Here is a 26,742-nt window from a genome sequence, read left to right as displayed (position 1 = left end):
CTCAAGCGCGGGTGCGCTGTCGCACCGGCTTCGCCGCGCCCGCGGGGCGCGCCGGGATGACCGCAGCGGGAAAACCGCGAAGCGCCTGCGCGAGCGGCAGATCGTTGCCGGCGAAACCCGGCACGTTGTAGCCCCTGACGTCGATGGTGGCGTCGGACCCATCGAGCGCCGGCCATTCGCGTCCTGCTTGCGTGAAAGGTGCGAAGTGGCGTCCGACAGCGACGATCGCCGCAGCGCGGCCGTGGCGGCGGACAAAGGCCACGACATGGTCGGCATGTGCGCCCCGCACCTGAAGCGGCTGATAGTCACCTCGCGCGAAGACGTCGGGGAGCTCGTTGCGCAGCTTGAGGAGGTGCCGCGTCCAGGCCAGCTTGAGCTGGCCGTCCGGCCAGCTCTTGATCAGATGATTCCAATCCGGATTGTCCAGCGTGCCCAGCGCCGCGTGTCGCGCGGAAAAATCCACCGGTCGCCGGTTGTCGGGATCGACCAGCGACAGGTCCCAGAATTCGGTGCCCTGGTAGAAGTCGGGCACGCCCGGCAACGTCGCTTTGAGGGTGAGTTGGCTCAGCGCGTTCAGCGCGCCGAGCAGCGCGACGCGGCGTGCCAGGGTTTGCAGCGCCTCCCGGAATTCGCCGGATTGCGCTGGATCGAGAATCTTCGCGATGAAGCTCGTTACGCCGTTCTCGTAGGCCTCGTGCGGGTTGAGCCAGCTGGTCTCCTCCTTACCCTCGCGCGCGGCCTTGAGCGCATAGGCCTGGATACGCTCGACGAAGCCGACATTGACCGGCTCCTGGAGGGACCATGCGCCGAGCAGCGTCTGGTAGAGCATGTATTCGAACGTGGCCGACGGAGCGCGCAGATTGCCGTCGAGCGCGAGGTGCGGCGCGTTCAGGACTTTCCAGCGTGCCACGGCACTGGTCCATTCGCCGGGAATTTCACTTAAGGCGGCGATCCGCGCGCGGGCGTCCTCGCCACGTTTGGTGTCGTGCGTGGCGGTCGCCGTCATCCCTTGCGGCCATTCCCTGGCGCGGGCCTGCATGGTCTCGTGGAAAGCGGGAATGGCGAGGCCCTTGCTCGCGGGATCGCCGCCGACTTCGTTCAGGGCGAGCAGCCGGTGGAATTGATAGAAGGCGGTGTCCTCCAGCGACTTCGCCATCATCGGCCCGGTGAATTGCTGCACCTTCAGCGCAAAGCGGCGCACGCGCGTGGCGCTGTGCGGGGGACGGCCAGGCTTGAGCAGGTCCATGGTGAGCGCGTCGCGCAGGAAGTCGAAAATGCCTTCGTCCGCGGCGAACCATTCCCGGCGAGCGTGCTTGATGGTGTCGTCGATCAGCTTGCGATCGTTCGCCGTTGGCGCGCTTGTCGTCAGGTAGGTGCGGTACACCGGGAAATGCAGCACATAGAGCTCGAGCGCCTGCCGCAGACTGTCGGCGGAAAAGTCGCGGGTCGAGTAGTGCCCGTTGGCGATGCGCGCAAGCAGGCGCGTCAGAACCGAGAATTCGCTGGTCAGCAGCGTCTCCAGCACGCGCCTTTTGGCGTCCTTGACGTAAGGCGCGAGCCGCGGCGGCCGGTTGCTGATCTGCCGCCAGGTCTCGTCCAGGGCCTCCAGCCCCTTGGCGTCGACCAGAACGTGAGTGATGGCGTTCATCCACTCATAGCCGGTGGTGCCCTGGACGCCGGCGAAATGCGGCAGGCGCTCGTGCTCGCACAGGATTTTCTCGATCACCGTATAGAACGGCTTTGTGGTGCCCTGCGCGTCGCGCACCAGCCGGCGCAGCCGCTGGCAATATTGAGCAGGATCGCGCAGGCCGTCGATATGATCGAGGCGGATGCCTTGAAGTCTGCCGTCGGCAATGAGTTGCTTCACCAGCCGGTGCGTGGCGGCGAACGTGCCGGGATCCTCGACGCGCAGTCCGGCGAGCCCGTTGACGTCGAAGAAGCGGCGATAGTTGATGTCGCTGGAGGCAAGCCGCCAGTGCCCGAGCTTGTAGTGCTGGCGCTCCAGCAAATGATGCAGCGCCAGCGTCTGCGCGGGGCGGTCCTTGGCGGCGCGATAGGCGCCGAGGCCGCGCGCGATGATGTCGGCGCTGCCTGCGATCTCCTTGAGCTCCGCCTTGAAGCCGGGCGCTTCCTTGCGGTTGGGGCGGCGCAGTCCCGTGTAGCGCGCCGCAAGCGACAGCAGGCCCTTGCCGGCCTCAGTCTCTGCCGCATCCGCCTCCTTCACGATCATCCGCAGCATCTCGCCATAGCGCTCCGGCGCGATCGGCAGGCGGTGCTCGAAATACCACGCCGAAAAGCTGCCTTCTTCGGAATCGTAGCGCAGCTCGATCTCGCCGCGTTCCAGTGCCTCGCCATAGGGGGCGCCGAGAATCGGCAGCAGCACGCCGTCGCGGGCGCGGTAGGGCAGCAGATCCCAGTCGATGTCGAAGGAAACTGCGTGCGGCGAAGTCTGGCCCCATTCCAGCACGTCCAGCCACCAGGGATTATCGGCAAAGTGGACGCCGACATGGTTCGGGACGAAATCGATGATGAGGCCGAGGTCGTTCCGCGTCAGCGCCTCGCTCAGCCGCGCGAAGCCGGCCTCGCCGCCGAGCTCCGGATTGAACTGGCTGTGATCGACGGTGTCATAGCCGTGCGTCGAGCCCTGGCGGGCCTTCATCACCGGCGAGGTGTAGAGATGCGTGATCCCCAGCGCCTTCAGATAGGGCGCCACCGCGGCGGCCTTGTCGAAGTCGAAATCCGCGGTGAGCTGAAGCCGGTAGGTTGCGAGAGGAATGGCTGGAGGCATGTCAACCTCCGAGGCGCCAGACCACCGACCAGGGCGCAAGCCGGTCGCCGATCGCGCCGCCCCAAATCGGGGTCCCCCCACCGCTGTTGGAGTATGCGATGTCGTTGTCGGAGAGATTGGCGACGAGGCGCAACGTCGCGCCATCTCCCATGCGCCAATGTGCGGTGAGCAGGCCGCTATCGGCCACGGCGGCATCACCGAAGCGGGCACCTTTCAGTCGTGGCGCGATCTCTTTATGGCGGAGTGCGAGCAGATCCCGCACCAGCGCGAGACGTGCGTGCTGCTCCGGCGTGTGGCCGGTCCAGTCGAGCACGGCCGATTGCAGCGTTGCCGGATCGAGTGGGTCGGGCACCTCGTCGCCGTATTTCTCATAGGCCCAGGCGTACTCCTGCTTGCGCCCCTTGCGGACGGCATCAGCCAGTCCGCCCTGGAAGTCGCAGAAGAACGGGAAGGGCGCGGTGGAGCCCCACTCCTCGCCCTGGAACAGCATCGGTACCATCGGCGCGAGCAGGGTCACCGCAAGCCCGGCTTCGATCTGCCTGGGCGATGCCAGGCTTTCGAGCCGGTCGCCGAGCGGCCGGTTGCCGATCTGGTCATGGTTTTGCAGGAAGTTGACGAAGGTTGCCGGCGGCAGCTCGCCGCTCTTCTCGCCGCGCGGCTGCTTGCCCCAGAATTCCGAGATCTCGCCCTGATAGACGAAGCCGGAGGCGAGCGCGCGTGCGAGATCGAGGCGCGGCGTTTGATAGTCGGCGTAATAGCCGGCGAGTTCGCCGGTGAGCATCACGTGCCAGGCGTGGTGATAGTCGTCGTTCCACTGCGCGCGATATTTGCCGTTCGGGGGCTCCTGCGCGGCGTCGAGCAGGCTCGCGCGGTTGTCGCCATTCTCCAGCACGAGATGGAGATGCCGACCCGTGGCCTTGGCAAGCTCGCCCGCGGCGACGCTGAGGTCCTGCAGCATCGATTGCTCGCCGGGAATCGCCATGATGTGATTGGCGGCATCCAGCCTCAGGCCGTCGAAGCGGTAGTCGCTGAGCCATGACAGCGCGTTCTCGACGGCAAAAGCGCGAACCTGCGGCACGCGATAATCGATCGCACTGCCCCATGGCGTGTGCGCGTCGGTGAAGAAGGTCGGCGCGTAGCGGCCGATGTAATTTCCCTCGGGACCGAAATGATTGTAGACGACGTCGAGGAACACCATCAGCCCGCGCAGATGCGCTTCGTCGATCAGCGTCTTCAGATCATCGGGACGGCCATAGGCGCTGTCGGGCGCGTACCACAGCACGCCATCATAGCCCCAGCCGCGGCGACCGGCGAAATCAGCCAGCGGCATCAGCTCGACCGCGGTGATGCCGGTCGTGACGAGATGATCGAGCTTGTCGATCATGGCACTATAGGTGCCTTCCGCAGTGAAGGTGCCGACATGCGTCTCGATCAGCACCGTCTCTTCCCAGGGACGGCCGCGCCAATCGCGCGCGCGCCAGGCGAAGGCGTCATGATCGATCACCTCGCTCGGGCCGAACACGTCCTCGGGCTGGAATGCAGACGCCGGATCTGGCACGTCGATCTCGTCGTCGATCCTGAATTTGTAGGTGCTGCCAATGACCAGGCCGGCAATCTCGGCGACATACCAGCCATCCTGCCGGCGCTGCATCGCGTGTCGTCTGTCGAGCAGGAGATCGACACGGCGCGCGGCGGGCGCCCACAGCCGGAACGACACGCCGTCCTTCGTCGGCCTCGCCCCGAACGATGGCCTCATAGCGCCCCCGCGAAAGCGAGCACGGAGCGCGGCGGCGCCTTGCTGTCACTTCCGGGCGGAAAGTCGATCGTGTTCAGCTTGGCGTCGGTCGTATTCAGGATTTGCTGCCAGCTCTTGTATTCGGTCATTTTGGGCAATTTGAATGCGATCTCTTCGGGGGCTGCGTTCAGTACGATAAAGATCGCGGCGCTGCCCGGTTCCATCGGCCCCATCACATAGGAGAGAAACCGCCCTTCCGGGAATTTCCAGTCGCTTTCCGTCATTTCGTCGCCGGCCGGCGTCAGCCACAGTGCGCCGTAGGAGATGCCGTCCTTGGGGCGGCCGTCGAGCCAGCGATGGCTGCGAAGCTGCGAGAACCGGCGGCGGATATCGGCGAGTTCGGCGACGAAATCGATCATGTCGTCGCCGTCCTTGCCGAGATTGTTCCAGCCGACCCAGCCAACCTCGTTGTCCTGGCAATAGGCGTTGTTGTTGCCTGATTGTGAATTCCCGACCTCGTCGCCGGCGAGGATCAGCGGAATGCCCTGCGCCAGCATGAGGCAGGCCAGCACGTTCTTGCGAAGCTGCCGGCGCAAGCCGAGGATTTGGGGATCGTCGGTCGGGCCCTCGACACCGCAATTGTTGCTGTGGTTGTCGTTGGAGCCGTCGCGATTGTCCTCGCCATTGGCCTCGTTGTGCTTCTCGTTGTAGCTGAAGAGATCGGCGAGCGTGAAGCCGTCATGGACGGTGATGTGGTTGATGCTGGCGCGCGGCCGCCGTCCATCGTGGTTGAACAGGTCGGAGGACGCCGTCATTCGGCTGGATATGTCGCCGATCAGGCTGCCTTCGCCGCTCCAGTAGCGGCGCATGGCGCTGCGGTAACGGTCGTTCCACTCCGACCATTGCGAGGGAAATGCGCCGACCTGGTAGCCGCCGAGGCCGAGGTCCCAAGGCTCGGCGACGAGCTTGACGCTCGCCAACACCGGATCCTGCCGGATCGCGGTGAGGAACGAGCTGCCGCGATCATAACCGTTCGGCCCCCGCGCCAGCGTGGTGGCGAGATCGAAACGGAAACCATCGACGTGGCAGACCTCGACCCAGTAGCGCAAGGAATCCATCACCATCTGCAGCACGCGCGGGTGGGTGAGGTTCACCGACGAGCCGCAGCCGGTGAAATCGTCGTAATAACGCGGGTTCTCGCGGTTCAGCCAGTAATAGGAGGCGTTGTCGATGCCGCGGTAGCACAGCGTCGGGCCGAGGTGATTGCCCTCGGCGGTGTGGTTGTAGACGACGTCGAGCATCACCTCGATGCCGGCGTCGTGCAGGCGCGCGACCGTGGTGCGGAAGGAATCGAGTGCGTTGTCCTGGGCGTAGCGTTGCTCGGGCGCGAAGAAGGACAGGGTGTTGTAGCCCCAGTAATTGGCGAGCTTCTTCTCCACCAGGATGCGGTCGTCAACGAAGGCATGGATCGGCAACAGCTCGACCGTGGTGACGCCGAGCTTCCTCAGATGCTCGATCATCGCCGGCGATGACAGGCCGCCATAGGTGCCGCGCAGATTCGGCGGAACGTCGTCGCGCTTTTGGGTCAGGCCCTTGACGTGGGCCTCATAGATGATCGTGTCTTCCCAGGGGATGTTGGGCCGGATCTCGCGGCGGCCCCAGTTGAAAGTCTCGTCGACGACGACGCCTTTCGGCATGCCGCGGGCGTTGTCGCGCCGGTCGAAGGACAGGTCCTCGCGCGGGCTTCCGGTGCGATAGGCGAAATGCGCGTCACTCCAGACCAGCCGCCCTGAAAGGCGCTTGGCATAGGGGTCGAGCAGCAGCTTGTTGGCGTTGAAGCGATGACCATGCTCGGGCTCGTAGGGGCCATGCACGCGGTAGCCGTAGAGCTGGCCGGGCGAGACGTCGTTGAGATAGCCGTGCCAGACATCCTCGGTGCGCTCCGGCAGCTCGATGCGCTCGAGCTCGCGGCGGCCTTGCATGTCGAACAGGCACAGCTCGACCTTCTGCGCGTTGGCGGAGAACAGCGCGAAATTGGTGCCGCGTCCGTCCCAGCTTGCGCCGAGGCGTGCGGGCGATCCAGCAGTCAGGCGCATCGTTCAGCTTTCCGGAACGAGGAAGATCGCGGCGAGCGGCGGAATGGTGAGGCGGAGTTCGCCATTGACGGCGTGCACTTCGCCGATGTTGCCGACATTGCTGCCGCCGTAGTGGGCGGAGTCCGAGTTGAACACTTCCTTCCACTTGCCGCCGAAGGGCGCGCGAACGCGGTAGTTGCGATAGACGTTGGGTGAGAAGTTGACGATCACCATGCACCGGGCGTGCTCGTCAGATCCCTTGCGCAGCCAGGCGAACACGTTGCGGTTGGCGTCGTCGGTGATCAGCCATTCGAAGCCGGCCGGATCGCAGTCCATCTGGTGAAGAGCGGGCACCGCGCGATAGAGCCGGTTGAGATCGCGGATCAGCGCCTGGATACCGGAATGGGTCTTGTGCTCGAGCAAGTGCCAGTCGAGCGACTGGTCGTGATTCCATTCGCGGCTTTGCGCGATCTCGGCGCCCATGAACAGCAGCTTCTTGCCGGGATGGCCGAACATGAAGCTGTAATAGGCGCGCAAATTCGCAAAGCGCTGCCATTCGTCGCCGGGCATGCGCCCCAGGATCGAGCGCTTGCCATGCACGACCTCGTCATGCGACAGCGGCAGGATGAAGTTTTCCGAGAAGGCGTAGTGCAGGCCGAACAGGATATCGCCGTGATGATGCTTGCGGTGGATCGGGTCCTTGCTGATGTAGTTCAGCGTGTCGTGCATCCAGCCCATGTTCCACTTGTAGCCGAAGCCGAGCCCGCCGAATTCGACCGGGCGCGAGACCTGCGGCCAGGCGGTGGACTCTTCGGCGGCCGTGGTCGCCTGCGGGAAACGCGCGAACAGCTCGGTGTTGAAGCGGCGCAGGAACGCGATCGCCTCGATGTTCTCCCGGCCGCCATGCTGGTTCGGAATCCACGCGCCGGGCGGACGGCTGTAGTCGAGGTAGAGCATGGACGCGACGGCATCGACGCGCAGTCCGTCGATTGCGTAGCGCTCGAGCCAGAACAGCGCGTTCGACACCAGGAAGTTCGTCACTTCGGTGCGGCCGTAATTGTAGATCAGCGTGCCCCAATCGAGGTGACGGCCCTGGAGCGGGTTGGCGTGCTCGTACAGCGCCGTGCCGTCAAAACTGCCGAGCCCGTGCGGATCGTCGGGGAAGTGGCCGGGCACCCAGTCGAGCAGCACGCCGACGCCTTCGCGGTGGCAGGCGTCGACCAGCGCGGCAAAATCCTCCGGCGTGCCGAAGCGGCTGGTCGGCGCATACAGGCCGGTCGGCTGATAGCCCCATGAGCCGTCGAAGGGATGCTCGCTGACGGGAAGGAATTCGAGATGGGTGAAGCCCATGTCGCGGGCGTAGGCCGGCAGCTGCTCGGCCAGCTCGCGATAGGTGAGCCATTCATCGCCGTTCTTGCGCCGCCATGAGCCGAGATGGACCTCGTAGATCGACATCGGCGCGGACAATGCGTTGATGCCGTCGGGCGCCGGTCGCGGCCGCGGCAGATGCGCTTCGTCGAACACGATGGACGCCGTCTTCGGGCGCACCTCGCTCGCAAACGCCATCGGATCGGACTTCAGCGGAAGCAGATGGCCATGCGGTCCGATAATTTCGAACTTGTAGTGGTCGCCGGCCTTGGCGTGAGGGATGAACAATTCCCAATAACCCGCGCCGCGGACCCGCATCGGATGGCGCCGCCCGTCCCAGAAGTTGAAGTCGCCGACCACGGATACACGCCGGGCGTTCGGCGCCAGCACCACGAAGCCGATGCCGTCGATACCTTCGAGCCGCATCGGATGTGCGCCGAGCTTGTCGTAAAGGCGTTGGTGGGTGCCTTCGCCGAGCAGATAGAGGTCGAAATCGGTCAAGATCGGCGGAAAGCGATAGGTGTCTTCGAATTCGATGACGCTGTCGCCGAACTTCGCGCGGAGCTGGTAGTGCTTCGAGCCGTTCGGCAGAGCGCCGATGAACAGGCCGGAATCATGGACCCGATCGAGCTTCGCCACCTCGCCGTGATCGCCCACCGCCTCGACGTTGGAGGCTTCGGGAAGAAACGCGCGCACCACGCTCTTGCCGCCCTCGGGGTGCAGCCCGAGATAGTGGAAGGGATCGGCGTGGCGGCCCTCGATGATCGCATAGGCCTCGGCTGGGAGTTTAGGCATGGGCTTCGCTCTCGATACTGGACAGAATGCGAAGCAGTCCGGACAGCGGCGCATGGAGCCCCTCAGGCCGGTGGGACAGCTCGTACTCTACTTCGTCGAACGCTTGATCAAGCAGGAAAAACCTTAACAGGCCTGCCGCAGATTGCCGATCCGCCGGCCACAGCCGCCGATCGGTCATGGCGTCATGGTAGGCGGTGAGGAACGTCGCGGTGGCGCGCTCGCGCCATTCGCCAAGCGCAGTCGCGAGCCGGTCCTGCTCGTCGGAGGCGCCCGTGAGCGCGCGGTTGAGCGCCGCGTTAACTGAAAGATCAATCGAGCGGATCAGGCCGGCAACGTCGCGCGCCGCAGGCAGCTTGCGCCGCTTGCCGGCCAGCGGCGAACGCGGATCTCCGTCGAAGTCGATGATGAATATATCGTCCTTCACGATCAGAGTTTGCCCGAGACGGAAGTCGCCATGATGACGGATGTTCAACCCGCCGATCTCGGAAGGCAATAGCGCAGTCAGCCGGCTGGACAGGGACGCGCGCTCCGCGGCGAGCTGATTGACCAGCGGCCGGTCCACCTCGCGCAGGCCGTCGCTGCTGCCTGCCAGCCGCTCGAAAACCCGCTCGGCCCGTGCCTTGAGCTCTGATGACCAGTGCTTGACGTGTGCGGAGCCGATCGGCTCCGGCGCGAGATCGTCGGGCTTTGCGGCGGCCAGAGCCACATGCAGCTCGGCGAGCCGCCGGCCGATCTGGGCGATGAAGTGCAGATAAGGCGCTTGCTCCTGGGTCTCGCGGGGCATCTCGCCCGGTGGCAGCACCCGCTGCTCGTCGATGTAGCGGTCGAGATAGCCCGCGGTGACGGCCCAGCCGTCGCCCTGGTTCTCGACATAGGCGTGCAGCACGCCGACTGCGCTGCGACTGCCGTCTTCGACCAGCTCGACGCTGCCGAGCAGTGCCGGCGTATTGGCAAACCGGGCGATTTCGGTGAGGTAGGAGCCGATCTCGATCTCGGGATTGATACCGCCTTCGAGCTGGCGATAGATCTTGGCGACATACTGGTTGTCGACCAGTGCGGTGCTGTTCGACTGCTCGATCGCGCGGATGCGTTCGGGCTCCTTGATGGTGTACTCGGCAAACCGGCTGGTCGCCTTGAACTCCAGCCGCAGATTGTTTTCTTCCACCACCAGGTTCTGCGACAGATTGCGCAGGAACAGGCCGATGAAGATCTGCTCGGTTGCCACATCCAGCAGCGTGCCTTCGCGGGCGCCCTGGCGCACGGCGGCGAGTGCCCTGGGATTGAAGCGTTCGCGGTCGAAGCGCACCCATTCGATCTGCATCGGCAGCACGTAGCGCGTGGTGACGTCGTCCTGCGCCGCCTCGAAGAACGCGATCCAGGGCCTGTTGTCGCCGATGTCGCAGAATGGCACCGCCGAGGTCAGCGTCGGCTTGATGTGCTTGGGATTGTGCTCTGGATACCAGCGCGTGCGCGACAGGAATCCCGGCAGCACCTCATGCTCGAACACGCCGCGCTCGCGCGCCAGCGACACCCAGGTCGAGTTCACCGGCACCACCAGCGTCTCGAATTCCGGCACCGCGCGCGGCGTCACCGGCTCGGACTTGTCGCGCTCCGTGAGCTGGAACCAGTAGAAGCCATAGGGCCCCAGCGTCACCATGTAGGGCAGCTCGCCGATCGGCGGAAAACGCGTACGGCCGAGCATCTCCTGCGGGATGCGGTCCTTCCATGGCGACAGATCGAGCTCGGTCGCCTGGGCCGCGCGTGATAGATTGGCGACGCAGAGGATCACCTCGTCGTGGTACTGCCGGACATAGGCCAGCACGGCGCGGTTGGCCGGGCGGATGAAGGTCATGGTGCCGCGGCCGAAGGCGAGCGTCGACTTGCGCACCGAGATCAGCCGTTTGGTGGCACTGAGCAGCGAGGACAGGCTGCGCGACTGCGCCTCCACGTTCACCGATTCGTAGCCGTAGACGGGATCCATGATCAGCGGCGCGTAGAGGCGGGCCGGGTCGCAGCGCGAGAAGCCGCCGTTGCGGTCCGGGCTCCACTGCATCGGCGTGCGCACGCCGTTGCGGTCGCCGAGATAGATGTTGTCGCCCATCCCGATCTCATCGCCGTAATAGATGATCGGCGTGCCGGGGAAGGACAGCAGCAGCGAGTTCATCAGCTCGATCTTGCGCCGGTCGTTGTCCATCAGCGGCGCGAGGCGCCGGCGGATGCCGACATTGATACGGGCGCGCGGATCGTTGGCGTAGGTGGTCCAGAGATAGTCGCGCTCGACGTCCGTCACCATCTCCAGCGTCAGCTCGTCATGGTTGCGCAGGAACAGCGCCCATTGGCAGCTTGCGGGAATGTCCGGCGTCTGGCGCAGGATGTCGGTGATCGGGAAGCGGTCCTCCTGGGCGATCGCCATGTAGAATCGTGGCATCAGCGGGAAGTGGTAGGCCATGTGGCACTCGTCGCCGCGGCCGAAATATTCCTGCACGTCCTCCGGCCATTGGTTGGCCTCGGCCAGCAGCAGCTTGCCCTTGGAGTAGGAATCCAGCTCCTGGCGCAGGCGCTTGATGATCGCATGCGTCTCCGGGAGGTTCTCGTTCGAGGTGCCTTCGCGCTCGCAGAGATAGGGAATGGCGTCCAGGCGGAAGCCGTCGACGCCGGCATCGAGCCAGCGCTTCATCACCTGGATGAGGGCGCTGACGACGCGCGGATTGTCGAAATTGAGGTCGGGCTGGTGCGAGAAGAAGCGGTGCCAGTAGAAGGCGCCGGCCTCGTGATCCCAGGTCCAGTTCGACTTTTCGGTGTCGGTGAAGATGATGCGCGTGCCCTGGTATTTCTCGTCTGTGTCGCTCCAGACATACCAGTTGCGGGCGCTCGAGCCCGGTGGGCTGCGGCGCGCGCGCTTGAACCATTTGTGCTGGTCCGAGGTGTGGTTGACGACGAGCTCGGTGATGACGCGCAAGCCGCGCTTCTGCGCTTCCTGGATGAAGCGCTTGAAATCCTTCATCGTCCCGAAATCGGGATTGACCGCGCCGTAGTCGGCGATGTCGTAGCCGTCGTCGCGGCCGGGCGAGGGATAGAACGGCAGCAGCCAGAGCGCGGTGACGCCGAGCTCCTGGAGATAGGGCAGCTTCTCGGTCAGCCCTGCGAAATCGCCGATGCCGTCATGGTTGCTGTCGGCGAAGGCCTTGACGTGGAGCTGATATATGATGGCGTCTTTGTACCAGAGCTCATCCACGATCTCGGCAGCCTCGGCTTTCTTGGTGTCGACGGAAGACAATACGTTCATGGCGTGAGCCTTTACGCCAGGCAGCGGAACAGCAGCGCCGGATCGCGGTCGGGATCGATACGCAACCTGATCCCGCCCCATTCGATGCGGGACTGTTCGCCGGTGAGGACGTTTTCGAGTGCCGACACATGGTGTCGCTGCCCGCCGGCGTCAACCGTGACGTCGCCGAGCGGTAACCAGAATTCGCGCACGTGGCGCGACAGCGCAATCAGGGCCACGACGACGTTGGCCGGGTCGGTCGCCTCCTTGACGAAGGCGATCGTCTCGTCGTCTTTGATGCCGAGGAAGCGCAGGTTCGCCGTCTGCTGAAGCGCAGCATTCTCGTTGCGGATGCGATTGAGCGCCGCGATGTAGGTCTTGATATGGCCGGGCTTGTTCCAGTCGCGCTGCTTGAGCTGATATTTCTCGGAGTCGAGATACTCCTCGCGGCCGGGGATCGCGTCGTGCTCCAGCAACTCGAACCCGCTGTAGACGCCGTAACTGCCGGACAACGTCGCGGCCAGCGCGACGCGCGATTTGAATGCCCAGGTCTCGCCGCCCTGGAGATGATAGGGTAGCAGGTCGGGTGTGTTCACGAACAGGTTCGGCCGATAGAAATCACGTTCGGGATAGCGCGTCAGCTCGCCGAGATATTGCTCCAGCTCCCACTTCGCCGTGCGCCACGGGAAATAGCTGAAGGATTGTGCAAAGCCGAGCTTGGCGAGGCCCTTCATCAGCTTCGGGCGCGCAAACGTCTTGGAGAACAGGATCACCTCGGGATGCCGGCGGCGGATGTCACGGGTCAGCCACTCCCAGAAGGCAAGAGGCGCGGTGTCGTGATTGTCGATGGCGAAGATGGTGACGCCGTGGTCGATCCAGAACAGCATCGCGTCGCGGAACGCGTTCCACAGTCCAGCCCGGTCAACGGACGTGAAATCGGGGATGACGATATCGGAATAGGGCCCGTCGGCCGCCCGCACCGAGCGGTCCGGGCGCCATTTGAACCATTCCGGATGCTGTGTCAGCCAGGGATGATCCGGCGAGCATTGCACGGCGAAGTCGAGCGCGAGCTCGAGGCCGTATTCCAGGCAGGTCGCGACCAGCGCGCGAAAATCCTCGATCGTGCCGAGTTCGGGATGCAGCGCATCGTGCCCGCCCTCAATGGCGCCGATCGCATAAGGCGAGCCGGGATCGCCTGCGGTTGCCGCCGACGTATTGTTGCGGCCCTTGCGCCGGGTGCGGCCAATAGGGTGAATCGGCGTGAAGTAGAGCACGTCAAAGCCCATCGCGGCGATGCCGGGCACGCGCGCAATGCAGTCGCGGAGCGTGCCATGCTGTCCTGGCACCGCGCTCTGGCTGCGCGGCATCATCTGATACCAGGCGCCAAAGCGCGCCTTGTCGCGGTCGACGATGAGCGGGAAGGGCGCCGAGCGAGTGAGGTCGGGCCGCGACTGGCTCTCGGCCATGGCTTCGCCGAGCTCGGTTGCCAGCAGTGGGGCAACGTCGCCGGTCTCAAGATAGTCCTCGCATTGCCTGACGATGACAGCGGCGGCGTCCTGCTGCGCACCATGCGCCTTGGTCAGAAGGCCGGCTCCCTCGATCGCATCGAGAGTGACGTCGGCACCGGAGCGCTGCTTGCGCGCGACCGCGTGCGACCAAGTGGCGAACTCGTCGGTCCAGGCTTCGATCGCATAGACATATTTGCCGGGCTCGACGGGCGTGAATGCGCCGGACCAGCGGTCATTGCCGTGAGGGATCATCGGCTCGCTCCGCCATTCGCGGTCCTGCTCCTGTCGCCAGATCAGCGCTGCGCCGATCACGGCGTCGCCGTCGCGGTAGATGTCGGCCCAGACCTCGACCCGTTCGCGCGCGATCCGCTTCACGGGGAAGCGGCCGCCGTCGATCAAGGGATAGACGTCCTCGATGAGGAAAGCGCTGCCGGCTGCGGCACTCTCGACAGTTTGAATTGTCTTGTTCACGGTGATGCCATTGACAAGAAAGCAGGAGCCCGTTTCCCTTGCCGGGAACCTACGCTTGATACCTATATAGAAAGCCGCTTGTGTGTCATTGGTTCCCTGGGGAACGGCAGGCACGGTTTGCGACTTAACCCCGACTAACCTCTTCCGCGACCTCGTTAAAATCGATGCCCCCGGCCAGAAGATGGCCTGCAAACTGCGTGCCGTATGGATCTTTTAGCTCAAGCCCGGATCAAGGGCGTTCAATCCGAATTCGTCGATGCCCTCGGAAAGCGGCGGGTCACCGATCCCGTGGCCCTCAAATCCATCCTCGAGGCCCTGCCGGAGAAGCGGGTTTACCGCTTCGTCAGCGGGCCCGTGGTGGTACGCGCCCTGGGACATCCGCGCACCGAATTGGCGACGGTCGGTGCGCCTCCGCTCAAATGGAAGATGACCGGCAACGGCAACGTGATCGCGCAAGGCGACACGCGCGAGCCCGTGATTGCCTGGCCCGCCGGCCTGCCGCTCGGCTACCACCGCCTGACGCTGACCGATGCCGAAGGCGTGACGGAAGAGGTGCCGATGATCGTGGCGCCGGAACGGGCCTTTGGCGGCGATTTCGACCGCGGCTGGCTGCTTGCGGTGCAGCTCTACAGCGTCCGTTCCGACCGCAATTGGGGCATCGGCGATTTCACCGACCTCGCCGATCTCGTCCGGCTCGCCAAGCAGTTGGGGGCCGACGGCGTCGGGCTCAATCCCCTGCACGTGTTGTTCGACGACCATCCTGCCGATTGCAGCCCCTATTCGCCGAACAGTCGGCTGTTTCTCAATCCGCTCTATATCGACGTCGAGGCGATCCCGGAATTTTCCCCCGACCTCGTCCCCGACGCGGCTGCGACCGCCGCGCGGCTCCGCGAAGGCGATCGTGTGCCCTATCCGGACATGGCCGCCTTGAAGTGGCTCGGCCTGCGCGCCGCCTTCGACAGTTTCGTGAAAAGCGCGAGCGGTGTCCGCCGCAACCAGTTCGACGCCTTCCGCGCGGCGCGCGCGCCGCTGTTGTCCCGTTTTGCCTGCTTCGAGGTGCTCCGTCATCGCTTCACGGCGCCGTGGTGGGAATGGCCGGAGGAATGGCAAAAGCCGGACGAGACGAAATGCGCCGAGCTGCGCAATGGCCCGGGCAAGCGCGAAGTCGAGTTCGTCGAATTCGTGCAATGGACGGCTGACAGCCAGTTGCATGCGGCCAAGGAGCTTGCCAGTCAGCTCGGCATGCGGGTCGGGCTCTATCTCGACGTTGCCGTCGGCGTGCAGTCGAACGGCTTCGATGCCTGGAACGAGCAGGGGGCGATCTCCCGTCATCTCGCCGTCGGCGCGCCACCGGACGTGCTCAACACCATCGGCCAGGATTGGGGCCTTGCCGGCTTCAACGCCGGCGGCCTGGAGGCGCAATCCTTCGTGCCGTTCGCCGACATGCTGGCGGCCTCGATGCGGCATGCCGGCGCGATCCGGCTCGATCACGTGCTGGGCCTGAAGCGGCTGTATCTGGTGCCGCGTGGCTTCAAGCCCGACAACGGCGCCTATGTGCAGATGCCGTTCGAGGCGCTGCTTGGCGCCGTGGTGCGCGAAAGCGCGGCCCACAAATGCATCGTGATCGGCGAAGACCTCGGCACCGTGCCGGAAGGTTTCCGCGAGACCATGCAGGATTTCGGCATCTGGTCCTATCTCGTCATGATGTTCGAGCGCGACGATGCCGGCCATTTCCGCGATACCGATCATTACCGGCCCAACGCCCTGGTCACGCTGAACACGCATGATCTGTGCACCTATGCCGGTTGGCGCTCCTTCAGCGATCTCAGGATGAAGCTCTCGCTCGGGCTCGACCCCGGCGAGGACGAGCAGGCGCGCTGGGATGCGCTCGGCAGGCTCGACGAGATCCTGCGCCAGAACGGCATCGACGCCAACGACCTCTATTCGGTGCTCGCCTTCCTGTCGCGCACGCCCTCGCGGCTGCTTGCGGTGTCGATGGAGGATCTGCTCGGGGTGATCGACCAGCCCAACATTCCCGGCACGATCGACGAGCATCCGAACTGGCGCCAGCGCCTGCCTGTGGCGCTCGACAAGATCGCCTCGAAGGTCGATCTCGCGGCTTTGAAGGCCGCGACACGGGAACGCTCGTTGCCCGGCGGGCGTTGATCGCCGGGGTCTTCCAGGACGCCGTTTCGAGGCTCGCACGACATTGTCTCAGAGGATCGAGGATTATGCGCTGATCGGCGACTGCGAGACCGCGGCGCTGGTCGGGCGCAACGGCTCGATCGACTGGCTGTGCTGGCCGGCCTTCGATTCCGATGCCTGCTTTGCCGCACTGCTCGGCACGCACAAGAACGGCCGCTGGCTGATAGCCCCGGCCGGGGACGTCACCGCGACGTCGCGCCGCTATCTCGGCGACACCCTCATCCTCGAAACGCGCTTTGAGACCAAGAGCGGCGCCGTTGCGCTGATCGACTTCATGCCGCCGCGCGGCAAGGCCTCCGACATCGTGCGGCTGGTCCGCGGCCTCACGGGCACGGTGAAGATGCGGATGGAGCTCGTGATCCGCTTCGGCTTCGGTACCGACATTCCCTGGGTGCGGCGTTGCAATGATGGCTCGCTATTGGCGGTCGCCGGCCAGGACATGACCGTGTTGCGCACGCCGGTCGAGACCCGCGGCGAGGATCTGACGACGGTCGCTGAGTTCGAGGTGGCGGCCGGTGAGACCGTGCCCTTCGTGCTGACCTATGGTCCCTCGCATCTCGATCCACCCGCGCCGATTGACCCGGAGATCGCGCTCCAGGAGACCGAAAACTTCTGGAAGGAGTGGTGCAGCCGCTCGACGCATGACGGCGAGTATCACGATCTCGTCGTGCGCTCGCTGATCACGCTGAAGGCGCTGACCTTCGGACCGACCGGCGGCATCGTCGCGGCACCGACCACGTCATTGCCGGAAAAGCTCGGCGGCGCCAGGAATTGGGATTACCGCTTCTGCTGGCTGCGCGACGCAACTTTCACGCTGCTCGCGCTGATGAATTCCGGTTACACGGACGAAGCCTCGGCCTGGCACAATTGGCTGTTGCGCGCGGCCGCCGGCGCGCCGGCGAACATGCAGATCATGTACGGCATATGGGGCCAGCGGCGATTGCTGGAATGGGAGGCGGACTGGCTCGACGGCTATGAGGGCGCGCAGCCGGTGCGCGTCGGCAATGCCGCGCATGCGCAGCTCCAGCTCGACGTTTACGGCGAGCTGATCGACGCTTTTCACCAGTCGCGGATGGCCAAGCTGAAGCTCGACGACGAGACGACCTGGGCGCTGGAATGCGCCGTGCTCGACCATCTCGCCGAGGTCTGGGACCAGCCCGATCACGGCATCTGGGAGCGGCGTGGGCAGCCGAGGCACTACGTCTTCTCCAAGGTGATGACCTGGGTCGCCTTCGACCGCGGCATCAAGAGCGCCGAGACGTTTGGCTTCAAGGCGCCGCTCTTGCATTGGCGCGCCTTGCGCGAAGCCATTCATCGCGACGTCTGCAACAACGGCTTCGACGCCGGGGAAAACGCCTTTGTCGAATCCTACGGCTCGAAACTGCTCGATGCCAGCGTGTTGCTGCTGCCGGCCGTCGGCTTCCTGCCGGCGGAAGACCGGCGCATCCGCGGCACCGTCGCGGCCGTCGAACAACACCTGCTGCGCGACGGCTTCGTGCTGCGGCACGATCCGCGCGAAGTGTCCGAAGAGCATCAGCCGATCGAGGGCGCGTTCCTGGCCTGCAGCCTGTGGCTGGCCGATGCCCATGTGCTGTCCGGCAATCTCGACAAGGCGCAGGAGCTGTTCGACCGCGTGGCCGCCCTGGCGAACGACGTCGGATTGCTGGCCGAGGAATATGATTCCATTGCGCGCCGTCAGACCGGAAATTTCCCGCAGGCGCTGACCCATATCGCGCTGATCAACACCGCGCATAATCTGTCTGCGGCGAGGCAGGAGTGCGACAAGCCGGCGGTTCAGCGGTCGAAGTAGCGACTTATGCGCCCCCGTTCCGCTTCAAGATCATCTCCATCGCCTCGGCAAAACCGTCCTGCTCGTTGGTGGCGGTGACGTGGGTGGCCTGGTCCTTGACGCTGTCGGTGGCGTTGCCCATGGCGATCGAGGTGCCGCTGACGCGGAACATCGCGAGGTCGTTCTGCATGTCGCCGATGGTCGCGACTGAATCGGTCGAAATGCCGAGGCGCTTGGCCATGGCTTGCACGAACGTGCCCTTGTCGAAGCCGGGCGGGGTGATGTCGAGATAATAGGTTTGCGAGCGCACTGCGGTCGCCTCGCTGCCGAGCGCCTCCCGCATCGCCTTCTCGCAAGCTTCGAGGCCCGCCGCGTCGGCGCTGGCGCCGACGATCTTGCAGGCGCTCGCAAGGTAGGGCGAAAAGTCCGTCACGATGGTCGGGGCAGACCGGATGGTGTGCTGCTCATGCGCGACGTATTTGCCGCTCGAATTATCGATCAGCCATTTGTCGGTGGTGAACAGCCAGATGTCGGCGCCGAAGTCTCGGAGAATTTGCAAGCTTCGTTCGGCCGCGCCGGCCGGGATGAGATGCTGCTCGACCGGATTCATCTCGGGATCGACGATCGAGGAGCCGTTGAACGGGCCGACCGGCAGCCAGAGCGCCAGCGGCTCGATCAGGAAGCGCATGCCGATCGCGGGGCGGCTCGACGTAATCGTGAAACCGATGCCGGCCTGGTGCAGCCGCTGCACCGCGGACCTCGCGCCGTCGGTCAGCGTCTTGTCCTTGGTCAGCAGCGTGCCGTCGACGTCGGAGACCACGAGTGAGATTTTTGTCATGGCAGTCCCTTGAGTGTTTCTTGGGTATTTCTTGGGTGTTTGGCCTCAGCGTTTCGCGCCGCCCAGTTTCAGCTGCCGCACCGCGCCGTCCACGATCGCTTCGACGGATTCGTCGATCGAGACGGTGATCACGTGCTCGCCAGTCTCCGGCGGCTCCAGCGTGTTGAACTGGCTCGTCAGCAGGCCGGGCGGCATGAAGTGCCCCTTGCGTTGCGCAAGGCGAGCGGCGATCAGCTCCTTCGTGCCCCTCAGGAAGACGAAGCGGACGTCGTCGCGTCCGCGCAGCAGCACGTCACGATAAGTGTGCTTCAGCGCAGAGCAGGCGATGATGACGTGCTCGCCTTTGTCACAGACCCGCGCGATCTCGTCGGCGATGGCGTTGAGCCAGGGCCAGCGGTCCTCGTCGGTGAGGGGATGGCCGGCCCGCATCTTCTCGACATTGCTGGCGGGGTGAAAGCTGTCGCCGTCCTCGAAACGCCAGCCGAGGCGCTCGCCGAGCGCTTTTGCAACCGTGCTCTTGCCCGAGCCCGACACGCCCATCACGATCAATGCACAAGGTGCTTCAACGCGGCCCACGAATTCCCTCCGGAAGCGCGGCCTGGTCGACCAGCCAGACGGTCTCACCATTCGAGCGCGCGCGTACAGCCGGCAGAGTCTCGCCATTGAGCAGGCGCGTCAAGATCGGCTGCTTGTCGTGCCCGGCAATCTCGAACAGCATTTCGCGGCATGACGCCAGCGCGGGCAGGGTGAGCGAGACCCGCGGCACGAAGGGGGCAACATTGGCCTTGGGGACGCCGACCACCCAGCGTCCGGTCTCCTCGATCGCGGGATAGCCCGGGAAGAGCGAAGCCGTGTGGCCGTCCGGGCCCGCGCCCATCAAGACCATGTCGAACAGTGGCCGTGCCGGATCGAGGCTTTCCGCGCCGTAGAAGGACTGCAGCTCGCGCGCATAGGCCTCGGCGCTCTGGTCAGGGTTGTCAGCCGTCGTCGGGATCGGGTGAATATGGCCGGAGCGCGCATTGCGATCGAGAAAGGTCGCGCGCGCGACCGCCATGTTGTTGAGGGGATCGCTTTCGGGCACGAAGCGCTCGTCGCCGATGAACCAGTGCACGCGCTCCCACGGAATCCTGCCGCGCCAGGCATCGCTGCCGAGCAACTGATAGAGCTTCTTCGGGCTCGAGCCGCCGGTCAGGCAGATCGCGATCCGCCCGGGGTTGGCCGCGATCCGCGCCATCAACCGCTCGGCGGCGGTTTGCGCCAGCGCCTCGGCATCGGCCGCGACGATCAGCTTCGGCTGGATGGCCGCCGCCATCACGTAAACTTCCGCCAGCTTCGCCCGTCGCGCCGCAGCAGCTCGTCGGCGCATTTCGGACCGTCGCTGCCGGCTTGATAGGTCTCGATGCCGTTGGTGCCTTCACTCTTCCAGGCGTCCAGGAACGGCTGCACCGCCTGCCAGCCGGCCTCGATACCGTCGGCGCGCTGGAACAGGATGTTGTCGCCGATCATGCAGTCGTAGATCAGCGTCTCGTAGCCGGTCGAGGGATCGGCACGGAAATAGTCGCCATAGCGGAACTTCATCTCGACGCCGTCGATGGTGATGCTCGGACCGGGAATCTTGGCGTTGAACTGCAGCTCGATGGTCTCGGTCGGCGCGATGCCGATGGTCAAGAAGTTCTGCGACAGGCGGTCGATGTCAGTGCCCGAGAACATCGACAGCGGCGCCTGTTTGAATTTGATCGCCACTTCCGTCCGCTTGTGACCCAGCGCCTTGCCGGTGCGCAGGTAAAAGGGCACGCCGGCCCAGCGCCAATTGTCGATCATCAGCTTGAGCGCGACAAAGGTCTCGGTGGTGCTGCCGGGCTTGACGTCCTCGGTCTTGCGATAGTCCGTGATCTCGTCGTCGCCGATGCGGCCTGCCAGATATTGCGCGCGGACAGAATTTTTCAGCGCTTCCTCCCGGCTCGCCTGCTGGATCGAGTTGAGCACGTCGGCCTTCTCGGAGCGTACGGAATGCGCATCGAACCGGGCAGGCGGCTCCATCGCGACCAGCGACATCAGCTGGAACAGATGGTTCGGCACCATGTCGCGCAGCGCGCCGGTGGCGTCGTAGAAGCCGCCGCGATGGCCGACGCCGAGCTTCTCCTCCACGGTGATCTGGATGTGGTCGATGTGGTTGCGATTCCAGATCGGCTCGAACATGCCGTTGGCAAAGCGCAGCACCAGGATGTTCTGCACCGTCTCCTTGCCGAGATAGTGATCGATCCGGTAGATCTGCTGCTCGTCCATGATCTTCAGCAGTTCGGCGTTCAGCGCGCGCGCCGAGGCGAGGTCGGTGCCGAACGGCTTTTCGATCACGAGCCGCCGCCACGCGCCGTTCTGCTTCATCATGCCGGTACGGCCAAGCTCGCGCGCAGTCGGCGCGAACGCGGCAGGCGGCGTTGCCAGATAGAACAGCCGGTTGCCGCCGGTGTCCTGAGCGCATTCCAGCGAATCCAGATGCTCGCGCAAACGGTCGAACGAGGGGGGATCCTTCGGATCGGCCTCGACGAAGGTCACGCATTGCAGCAGCTTGCGGGCGATGTCGTCGTCGACCGGGCGCGTTGCAAACTCGCGCAGTCCCTTCAACAGGCTGTCGCGCAGCTCGTCGTCGGACTGGCTCTTGCGGGCCACGCCGACCACGCAGAATTTTTCGGGCAGCAAATGCTCGGCGGCGAGATTGTAGAGCGAGGGCATCACCAGGCGATGGGTGAGATCGCCGGTGACACCAAAGATGACGAAGGCGCAATTTTCGGGCTTGCGCTTGGCTTGCGGGTCTTTTGTCACGAATTGTCGGCCTTCGCTTTGCTGGTTCTTATTTGGGTTTCGAAGCGCCCGGCTGCTTCGGCTCCTTGTGGCCGCCAAATCCCGCACGCATCGCGGAGAGAATTTTTTCGGCGAAGGTGTGTTCCCGACGGGAACGGAAACGTGTGTAGAGCGCCGCGGTCAGGACTTCGGCCGGCACGGCCTCGTCGATTGCCGCATTCACGGTCCAGCGTCCTTCGCCGGAATCCTCGACGAAGCCGGAATATTCCGCCAGTGCAGGGCTATCCGCGAGCGCGGTTGACGTAAGGTCGAGCAGCCAGGACGGGATCACGCTGCCGCGCCGCCACACCTCGGCGACGTCGGCCAGATCGAAGTCGTAGCGATGATCCGCGGGCAGCGCCTCGATATTGGCGTTCTTGAGGATGTCGAAGCCTTCGGCATAGGCCTGCATCAGGCCGTATTCGATGCCGTTGTGGATCATCTTGACGAAATGCCCGGCGCCGACAGGGCCGGCATGGATGTAGCCCTGCTCGATGCGGGGATCGCGCCCCTCACGTCCCTCCGTGCGTGGAATGTCGCCGGCGCCTGGCGCGAGCGCGGCGAAGATCGGATCGAGCCGATCGACCACCTGTTTCTCGCCGCCGATCATCATGCAATAGCCGCGGTCGAGGCCCCAGACGCCGCCGGAGGTGCCGACGTCGACATAGTGGATGCCGCGCTCCTTCAGCGCCTTGCCGCGACGGACGTCGTCCTGCCAGAACGTGTTGCCGCCGTCGATGATGACGTCGCCTTCCTGCATCGCGCCCGCGATCGTGTCGATCGTCATCTCGGTGATGCGCCCCGCGGGCAGCATCACCCAGGCCGCGCGCGGCCGCTCCAGTTTCGCAATGAACTCCTCGAGCGTCGCCGAACCAGTCGCACCGTCTGCGGCAAGGCCCGCGACGGCCTTGGCGTCCTTGTCGTAGACCACGGTCGAATGGCCGTGGCGCATCAGCCGGCGAACGATGTTGCCGCCCATCCGGCCGAGGCCGATCATGCCGAGTTGCATCTGAGAGATTCCCTTAGTTCAGTGCGTCCGTGAGCGCGGCGTTGAGCGCCGCGAGACCTTTCTTGAGCCCGCCCTTCAGGTGGACCCGCAGCGCGCGCCGGCCGCGCTCGGTGAGCACGTCGAAGTCGCCGCGCGCCTGCGCGGCCTTGATGACACCGAAGCTGGCCTTCTGGCCCGGCACGGGCAAGTCCTTGGCATCGTCGGCGGTGATCTGCAGGAACACGCCGCTGTCGGGCCCGCCCTTGTAGGCTTGCCCGGTGGAGTGCAGGAAGCGCGGTCCGAACTCGGCGCAGGTTGCGACATGTCGCTTCTCGCGCACTTCGAGCCGCATGGTCTGCAGTGCGTCGATCGTCGCCTTGTCGCGCGCGATGTAGCCGAGCAGGGCGACATAATCGCCATGGTTGGAGCGCGACAGATGCGCCTTCAGCCATGAGGTGAGATCGCCGTTGGCGCCGGCGGCGCGCAGGGCCGCGGCATTGGTCTCGTCGGTATAGAGATCGGCGTCTGCGGTGCTGACCACCGGCTGCTCGGCCGGCAGCACGCCAGTCCTTTCGAACGACGCGGTGAGCTCTCGGGTCTTGATCTTGGCCGCTTCCACGTCCGGCTGGTCGAACGGGTTGATGCCGAGGATGCTGCCCGCCACCGCCGTCGCCATCTCGAAGCGGAAGAACTCCTGGCCGAGATGGTCGATCGACTTCATCACGATGCGCACGACGGGATGACCGGCCGCTTCGACCGCGGCAAGCTTCGAGTCATGGGCGGCGTCGGCTTCGCCCTCGATCCGGATGTCGATGAAGAGCCGGTCATTGCCGTAGATCGCGGGCTCGCCCAGCGGCTCGCCGTCGATCGGGATCAGGCCCTTGCCATCCTTGCCGGTCGATTCCGCGATGAGCTGTTCGGCCCAGGCGCCGAAATCGGCAATCTTCTTCGACGACAGGATCGTCACCTTGTCGCGGCCTTCGAGCGCCGCGAGGCCCATGGCAAGGCCGAGCTGCACGCCCGGGTTCTCGGCTGGCGGCACGTCGGGTCCGCAGGAGCGGGCCATCGCAAGCGCGTGCTTGACGAAGGTCTTGATATCGATGCCCGCGGTTGCCGCCGGCACGAGGCCGAACGGCGAGAGCACCGAGTAGCGTCCACCGATGGAGGGCTCGCCGTGGAAGATGCGCGCATAGTTCAGCGTCTTCGCCGCCTTCTCCAGCGACGATCCGGGATCGGTGACCGCGATGAAGCGATGGCCGGTCTTGACCTTCGGCCCGACCGCCTGCGCGACGCGCGCGTGGAAATAATCCTTCATCGCATTCGGTTCGGTGGTGCCGCCGGACTTGCTGGAGACGATGAACACGGTGTTGGCGATGTCGATTCTGGCCTCCATCGCCCGCACCTGCGCCGGATCGGTGGAATCCAGCACGTGCAGCTTCGGGAAGCCGGACTTCCGTGCGAACGTCTCGGCCAGCACCTCGGGGCCGAGGCTGGACCCGCCCATGCCGAGCACGACGGCGTCGGAGAACTTCTGGCCCTTCACGCGGCTTGCATAATCCTCGTAGTCGGCGACGTCGGCCTTGGCGGCGCTGTCGAGCCAGCCGAGCCATTTGTCCTCGTCGGTGCCGGTCCAGACCGATTTGTCGCGCTGCCACAGCCTGCGGATCTTTGCCGACGCGCGCCATTCCTCGGTGCTCTTGGCCACGGCCTTGCCGAGACCGTCGCCGAGCGAGAGAAGCTGGCGGTCGATCGCGGGCCCGAGCACGGTGGCGCGCTTGTGGGCGACCGCGCCATAGAGCTTGTCGGCGGCGTCCGCAAACTGCTTGACGCCGTCCTTGACGAGCTCCTCGGTGATGGCATCGAGCGAGACGCCGGAGCGCTCCAGTTCTTCCAGCACGCGGCGGGCATCGTCGACATTTTCTTCCAGGCTGTCGCGCGGCGTGCCGTGGTCGCGGAACGCATCCAGTGTCGCGGGCGGCACGGTGTTGATGGTGTCGGGACCGATCAATTCCTCGACATAGAGAACGTCGCTGTAGTCCTTGTTCTTGGTGCCGGTCGAGGCCCACAGCATGCGCTGCGGTTTGGCGCCCTTGGCCGCGAGCTTGTCCCAGCGGGGACCCGAGAACAGGCGCTTGTAATCCTGGTAGGCGACCTTGGCGTTGGCGATCGCGACCTTGCCCTTCAGCGCGGCGAGCCGTTCCTTCTCGCTCGGATCGTTGGCGCGGGCGATCTTCTCGTCGAGCTGCTTGTCGACCACCGAGTCGATGCGGCTGACGAAAAAGCTCGCCACGCTGGCCACATGCGAGGGGTCGCCGCCACCAGCGACGTATGTCTCCAGACCGGCGAGATAGGCCTCGGCGACTTGCAGATAGACGTCCTTGGAGAACAACAGCGTGATGTTGATGCTGATGCCGTCGCCGATGAGCTGCTCGATCGCCGGCAGGCCCTCCGGCGTCGCCGGCACCTTCACCATCAGGTTCTTGCGGTCGACGTCCTTCCAGAGCCGCCGTGCCTCGGCGACCGTGCCGGCGGTGTCCATCGCCAGATAGGGCGAGACTTCCAGGCTGACATAGCCGTCGCCGCCCTTGAGGCGGTCATAGACCGGGCGCAGCACGTCGGCGGCGTTCTGGATGTCCTCGACCGCGACAGCCTCGAACAGGTCGGCGACCGACCGATCGCCGCGCTTCAGCGCCTTGCCGATCGGCGCGTCGTACTCGTCCGAGCTGCCGATCGCTTTCTCGAAGATCGAGGGATTGGAGGTGACGCCCTTGACGCCGTCGGTGTCGATCAGCCGCTTCAGGTCGCCCTTGGCGATGAAGCCACGGGCCAGGAAGTCCAGCCAGACGGCTTGTCCGTGCTTTTCCAGTTCTTTGACGGGATTCATGATGCTTATTTATCTCCAAGCCTGCGGGCGAGGGGTTTCCGCGCCGGTCCTGACGCGCTATCCTCTAGCTTACATGCTTCCTTGAGGGAACCAATCAAGGGTATGGGCGTCATACCCTCCAGTGTAACTCCGTCGCGGTCATGGCGATCCGCGTAGAAGGAGCCGAGTTGCGTAAAAAGTCGTTGGCCGTGAGGAATCGGCCGGGGCCTCGTTGCGTAACGTCAGCTGCTTCGCCTCGCCGCTAGTGGCTGTGCGGAGTACCATCAGCGGATTCCGGTCCGCCTGATGCATCGTGGCTCGGTCGCGAATGGCCATGCTGGGGGAAAGCATGCACGCACATCATGACGGCCTGGCGCTCGCCGTCACAGACAGCCCGCAATCGGTCATGTCGGCCGGATGCGTCGATGCGTCCCACGATCTCGAAATCGGTCCATGTACGACCCAACTGCGGCTGCTGGTCGTAGCGGGCTTCGCCATGACGCTGCTCAGCGCAACCCTCGCCTTGGACTGGTGGAACGCTCTTGGCGATTACGATACGACGGTCGGCTATGCCGGCGTCGTGGTGTTCGCCCTGATGACCAGTCGGCTGATCTGGATGCTCCCCTCCGAACGGGGACCGGTGGTGATCGTCACCCCCTACGGCATTCGCGATCTCCGCATCGGCAATGAATTTCTGCTGTGGGACTCGATCGCGGAGATTTCGGCTGAAGAATGCCGCGGGCGCAAGATGATCGTGCTGACCCCGACGCCGGCCTTGCAGCGGCAGCTCTGCACCATCCGCGGCTTGACCCGTTGTGCGCAGGACGATCGGCGGAACGGCCGGGTTGTCATCCGGTCGGAGGGCCTGGCGACCGATTTTGATACACTGCTGCGCGCTTGCCGGGACTGTCACGCTGCCGCCGGTCCACGCACCGCATTGCAGCAGGAAGATGAACGCAGCACGCAAGGCTTCGCCGTACAAGCGTCATAAGATCGCCGTTCGCAGACCGCTATGCTGCGGCGCCGGACGGACTCATACCCGGTAACGCCCGGATGTTGCGAGCGAGTGACATTTTCTGGAAATGAGCCAATATAGACGGAGATTCGCTCAAATATCAGGCAGGTGCCTGTTCGTAACTCACCCTGTGCCTACGTTGTGCGTTGCGCCGAGAAGGCGCCCGGGTGTCGAATGATCGTCATGTGCTCACGCTGA

General features: G+C 64.8%; 15 protein-coding genes. 3 read left to right on the top strand and 12 right to left on the bottom strand.

Annotation, left to right across the window (positions count from 1 at the left end; translation table 11 throughout):
• Position 1: 1 nt before the first annotated feature.
• From treY to JQ591_RS29650, 6 genes are read right to left on the bottom strand one after another with little or no spacing between them, the layout of a single operon-like run.
• Entirely contained in the window at positions 2-2,788 is a 2,787-nt protein-coding gene (gene treY / locus JQ591_RS29675) for a malto-oligosyltrehalose synthase (RefSeq protein WP_211399525.1), read from the bottom strand.
• Between the two features lies 1 nt (position 2,789).
• Positions 2,790-4,544: a malto-oligosyltrehalose trehalohydrolase gene (gene treZ / locus JQ591_RS29670; RefSeq protein ID WP_211399524.1), complete on the bottom strand. Its 1,755-nt coding sequence runs from the start codon at positions 4,542-4,544 to the stop codon at positions 2,790-2,792.
• Positions 4,541-6,619, bottom strand: coding sequence for a glycogen debranching protein GlgX (glgX, locus tag JQ591_RS29665; protein WP_211399523.1), 2,079 nt, complete (start codon positions 6,617-6,619; stop codon positions 4,541-4,543). The genes treZ and glgX overlap by 4 nt, the downstream gene beginning before the upstream one ends.
• 3 nt (positions 6,620-6,622) lie before the next feature.
• Entirely contained in the window at positions 6,623-8,761 is a 2,139-nt protein-coding gene (gene glgB / locus JQ591_RS29660) for a 1,4-alpha-glucan branching protein GlgB (RefSeq protein ID WP_211399522.1), read from the bottom strand.
• On the bottom strand, positions 8,754-12,047 hold the full coding sequence (gene treS / locus JQ591_RS29655) for a maltose alpha-D-glucosyltransferase (RefSeq protein ID WP_211399521.1): 3,294 nt from the start codon (positions 12,045-12,047) through the stop codon (positions 8,754-8,756). Before treS ends, glgB begins: the two co-directional genes overlap by 8 nt.
• An 11-nt stretch (positions 12,048-12,058) precedes the next feature.
• Entirely contained in the window at positions 12,059-14,005 is a 1,947-nt protein-coding gene (locus tag JQ591_RS29650; protein WP_211399520.1) for a maltotransferase domain-containing protein, read from the bottom strand.
• A 204-nt stretch (positions 14,006-14,209) separates the two neighbouring features.
• On the opposite strand from JQ591_RS29650, the gene malQ reads away from it, so the two are divergent.
• Positions 14,210-16,171: a 4-alpha-glucanotransferase gene (malQ, locus tag JQ591_RS29645; RefSeq protein ID WP_211399519.1), complete on the top strand. Its 1,962-nt coding sequence runs from the start codon at positions 14,210-14,212 to the stop codon at positions 16,169-16,171.
• Positions 16,172-16,214: 43 nt separating this feature from the next.
• Positions 16,215-18,020, top strand: a complete 1,806-nt coding sequence (locus tag JQ591_RS29640; RefSeq protein ID WP_211399518.1) for a glycoside hydrolase family 15 protein — start codon at positions 16,215-16,217, stop codon at positions 18,018-18,020.
• Positions 18,021-18,024: 4 nt separating this feature from the next.
• On the opposite strand, the gene JQ591_RS29635 is transcribed toward JQ591_RS29640, so the two are convergent.
• The 6 genes from JQ591_RS29635 to JQ591_RS29610 are packed head-to-tail and all read right to left on the bottom strand — an operon-like array spanning position 18,025 to position 25,550.
• Positions 18,025-18,837, bottom strand: a complete 813-nt coding sequence (locus tag JQ591_RS29635; protein ID WP_211399517.1) for an HAD family hydrolase — start codon at positions 18,835-18,837, stop codon at positions 18,025-18,027.
• Between the two features lie 45 nt (positions 18,838-18,882).
• Positions 18,883-19,413, bottom strand: a complete 531-nt coding sequence (locus tag JQ591_RS29630; RefSeq protein WP_211399516.1) for a gluconokinase — start codon at positions 19,411-19,413, stop codon at positions 18,883-18,885.
• Positions 19,400-20,149, bottom strand: a complete 750-nt coding sequence (gene pgl / locus JQ591_RS29625) for a 6-phosphogluconolactonase (protein WP_211399515.1) — start codon at positions 20,147-20,149, stop codon at positions 19,400-19,402. The genes JQ591_RS29630 and pgl overlap by 14 nt, the downstream gene beginning before the upstream one ends.
• Positions 20,149-21,660: a glucose-6-phosphate dehydrogenase gene (gene zwf, locus JQ591_RS29620; RefSeq protein ID WP_211399514.1), complete on the bottom strand. Its 1,512-nt coding sequence runs from the start codon at positions 21,658-21,660 to the stop codon at positions 20,149-20,151. Before zwf ends, pgl begins: the two co-directional genes overlap by 1 nt.
• Positions 21,661-21,688: 28 nt before the next feature.
• Complete coding sequence (gene gnd, locus JQ591_RS29615; protein WP_211399513.1) at positions 21,689-22,687, bottom strand: phosphogluconate dehydrogenase (NAD(+)-dependent, decarboxylating); 999 nt, start codon at positions 22,685-22,687, stop codon at positions 21,689-21,691.
• Between the two features lie 13 nt (positions 22,688-22,700).
• Positions 22,701-25,550: a bifunctional transaldolase/phosoglucose isomerase gene (locus JQ591_RS29610; protein ID WP_211399512.1), complete on the bottom strand. Its 2,850-nt coding sequence runs from the start codon at positions 25,548-25,550 to the stop codon at positions 22,701-22,703.
• A 307-nt stretch (positions 25,551-25,857) separates the two neighbouring features.
• Here JQ591_RS29610 and JQ591_RS29605 point away from each other — a divergent pair, with 307 nt between their 5' ends.
• Positions 25,858-26,520, top strand: a complete 663-nt coding sequence (locus tag JQ591_RS29605; RefSeq protein ID WP_211399511.1) for an STM3941 family protein — start codon at positions 25,858-25,860, stop codon at positions 26,518-26,520.
• The last annotated feature ends 222 nt before the right edge of the window (positions 26,521-26,742 follow it).

The sequence above is a fragment of the Bradyrhizobium canariense genome, assembly GCF_018130465.1.
Classification (GTDB): domain Bacteria; phylum Pseudomonadota; class Alphaproteobacteria; order Rhizobiales; family Xanthobacteraceae; genus Bradyrhizobium; species Bradyrhizobium canariense_C.
This window is presented reverse-complemented; position numbering and strand designations above follow the sequence as displayed.

What these genes read in the sequence shown, in the direction of transcription:
- pgl (WP_211399515.1), bottom strand. Translation starts at nt 20,149, where the DNA reads ATGGCGGCGGCCATCCAGCCGAAGCTGATCGTCGCGGCCGATGCCGAG.
- JQ591_RS29605 (WP_211399511.1), top strand. Translation starts at nt 25,858, where the DNA reads ATGGCCATGCTGGGGGAAAGCATGCACGCACATCATGACGGCCTGGCG.
- glgB (WP_211399522.1), bottom strand. Translation starts at nt 8,761, where the DNA reads ATGCCTAAACTCCCAGCCGAGGCCTATGCGATCATCGAGGGCCGCCAC.
- glgX (WP_211399523.1), bottom strand. Translation starts at nt 6,619, where the DNA reads ATGCGCCTGACTGCTGGATCGCCCGCACGCCTCGGCGCAAGCTGGGAC.
- treZ (WP_211399524.1), bottom strand. Translation starts at nt 4,544, where the DNA reads ATGAGGCCATCGTTCGGGGCGAGGCCGACGAAGGACGGCGTGTCGTTC.
- malQ (WP_211399519.1), top strand. Translation starts at nt 14,210, where the DNA reads ATGGATCTTTTAGCTCAAGCCCGGATCAAGGGCGTTCAATCCGAATTC.
- treY (WP_211399525.1), bottom strand. Translation starts at nt 2,788, where the DNA reads ATGCCTCCAGCCATTCCTCTCGCAACCTACCGGCTTCAGCTCACCGCG.
- JQ591_RS29635 (WP_211399517.1), bottom strand. Translation starts at nt 18,837, where the DNA reads ATGACAAAAATCTCACTCGTGGTCTCCGACGTCGACGGCACGCTGCTG.
- treS (WP_211399521.1), bottom strand. Translation starts at nt 12,047, where the DNA reads ATGAACGTATTGTCTTCCGTCGACACCAAGAAAGCCGAGGCTGCCGAG.
- JQ591_RS29610 (WP_211399512.1), bottom strand. Translation starts at nt 25,550, where the DNA reads ATGAATCCCGTCAAAGAACTGGAAAAGCACGGACAAGCCGTCTGGCTG.
- gnd (WP_211399513.1), bottom strand. Translation starts at nt 22,687, where the DNA reads ATGCAACTCGGCATGATCGGCCTCGGCCGGATGGGCGGCAACATCGTT.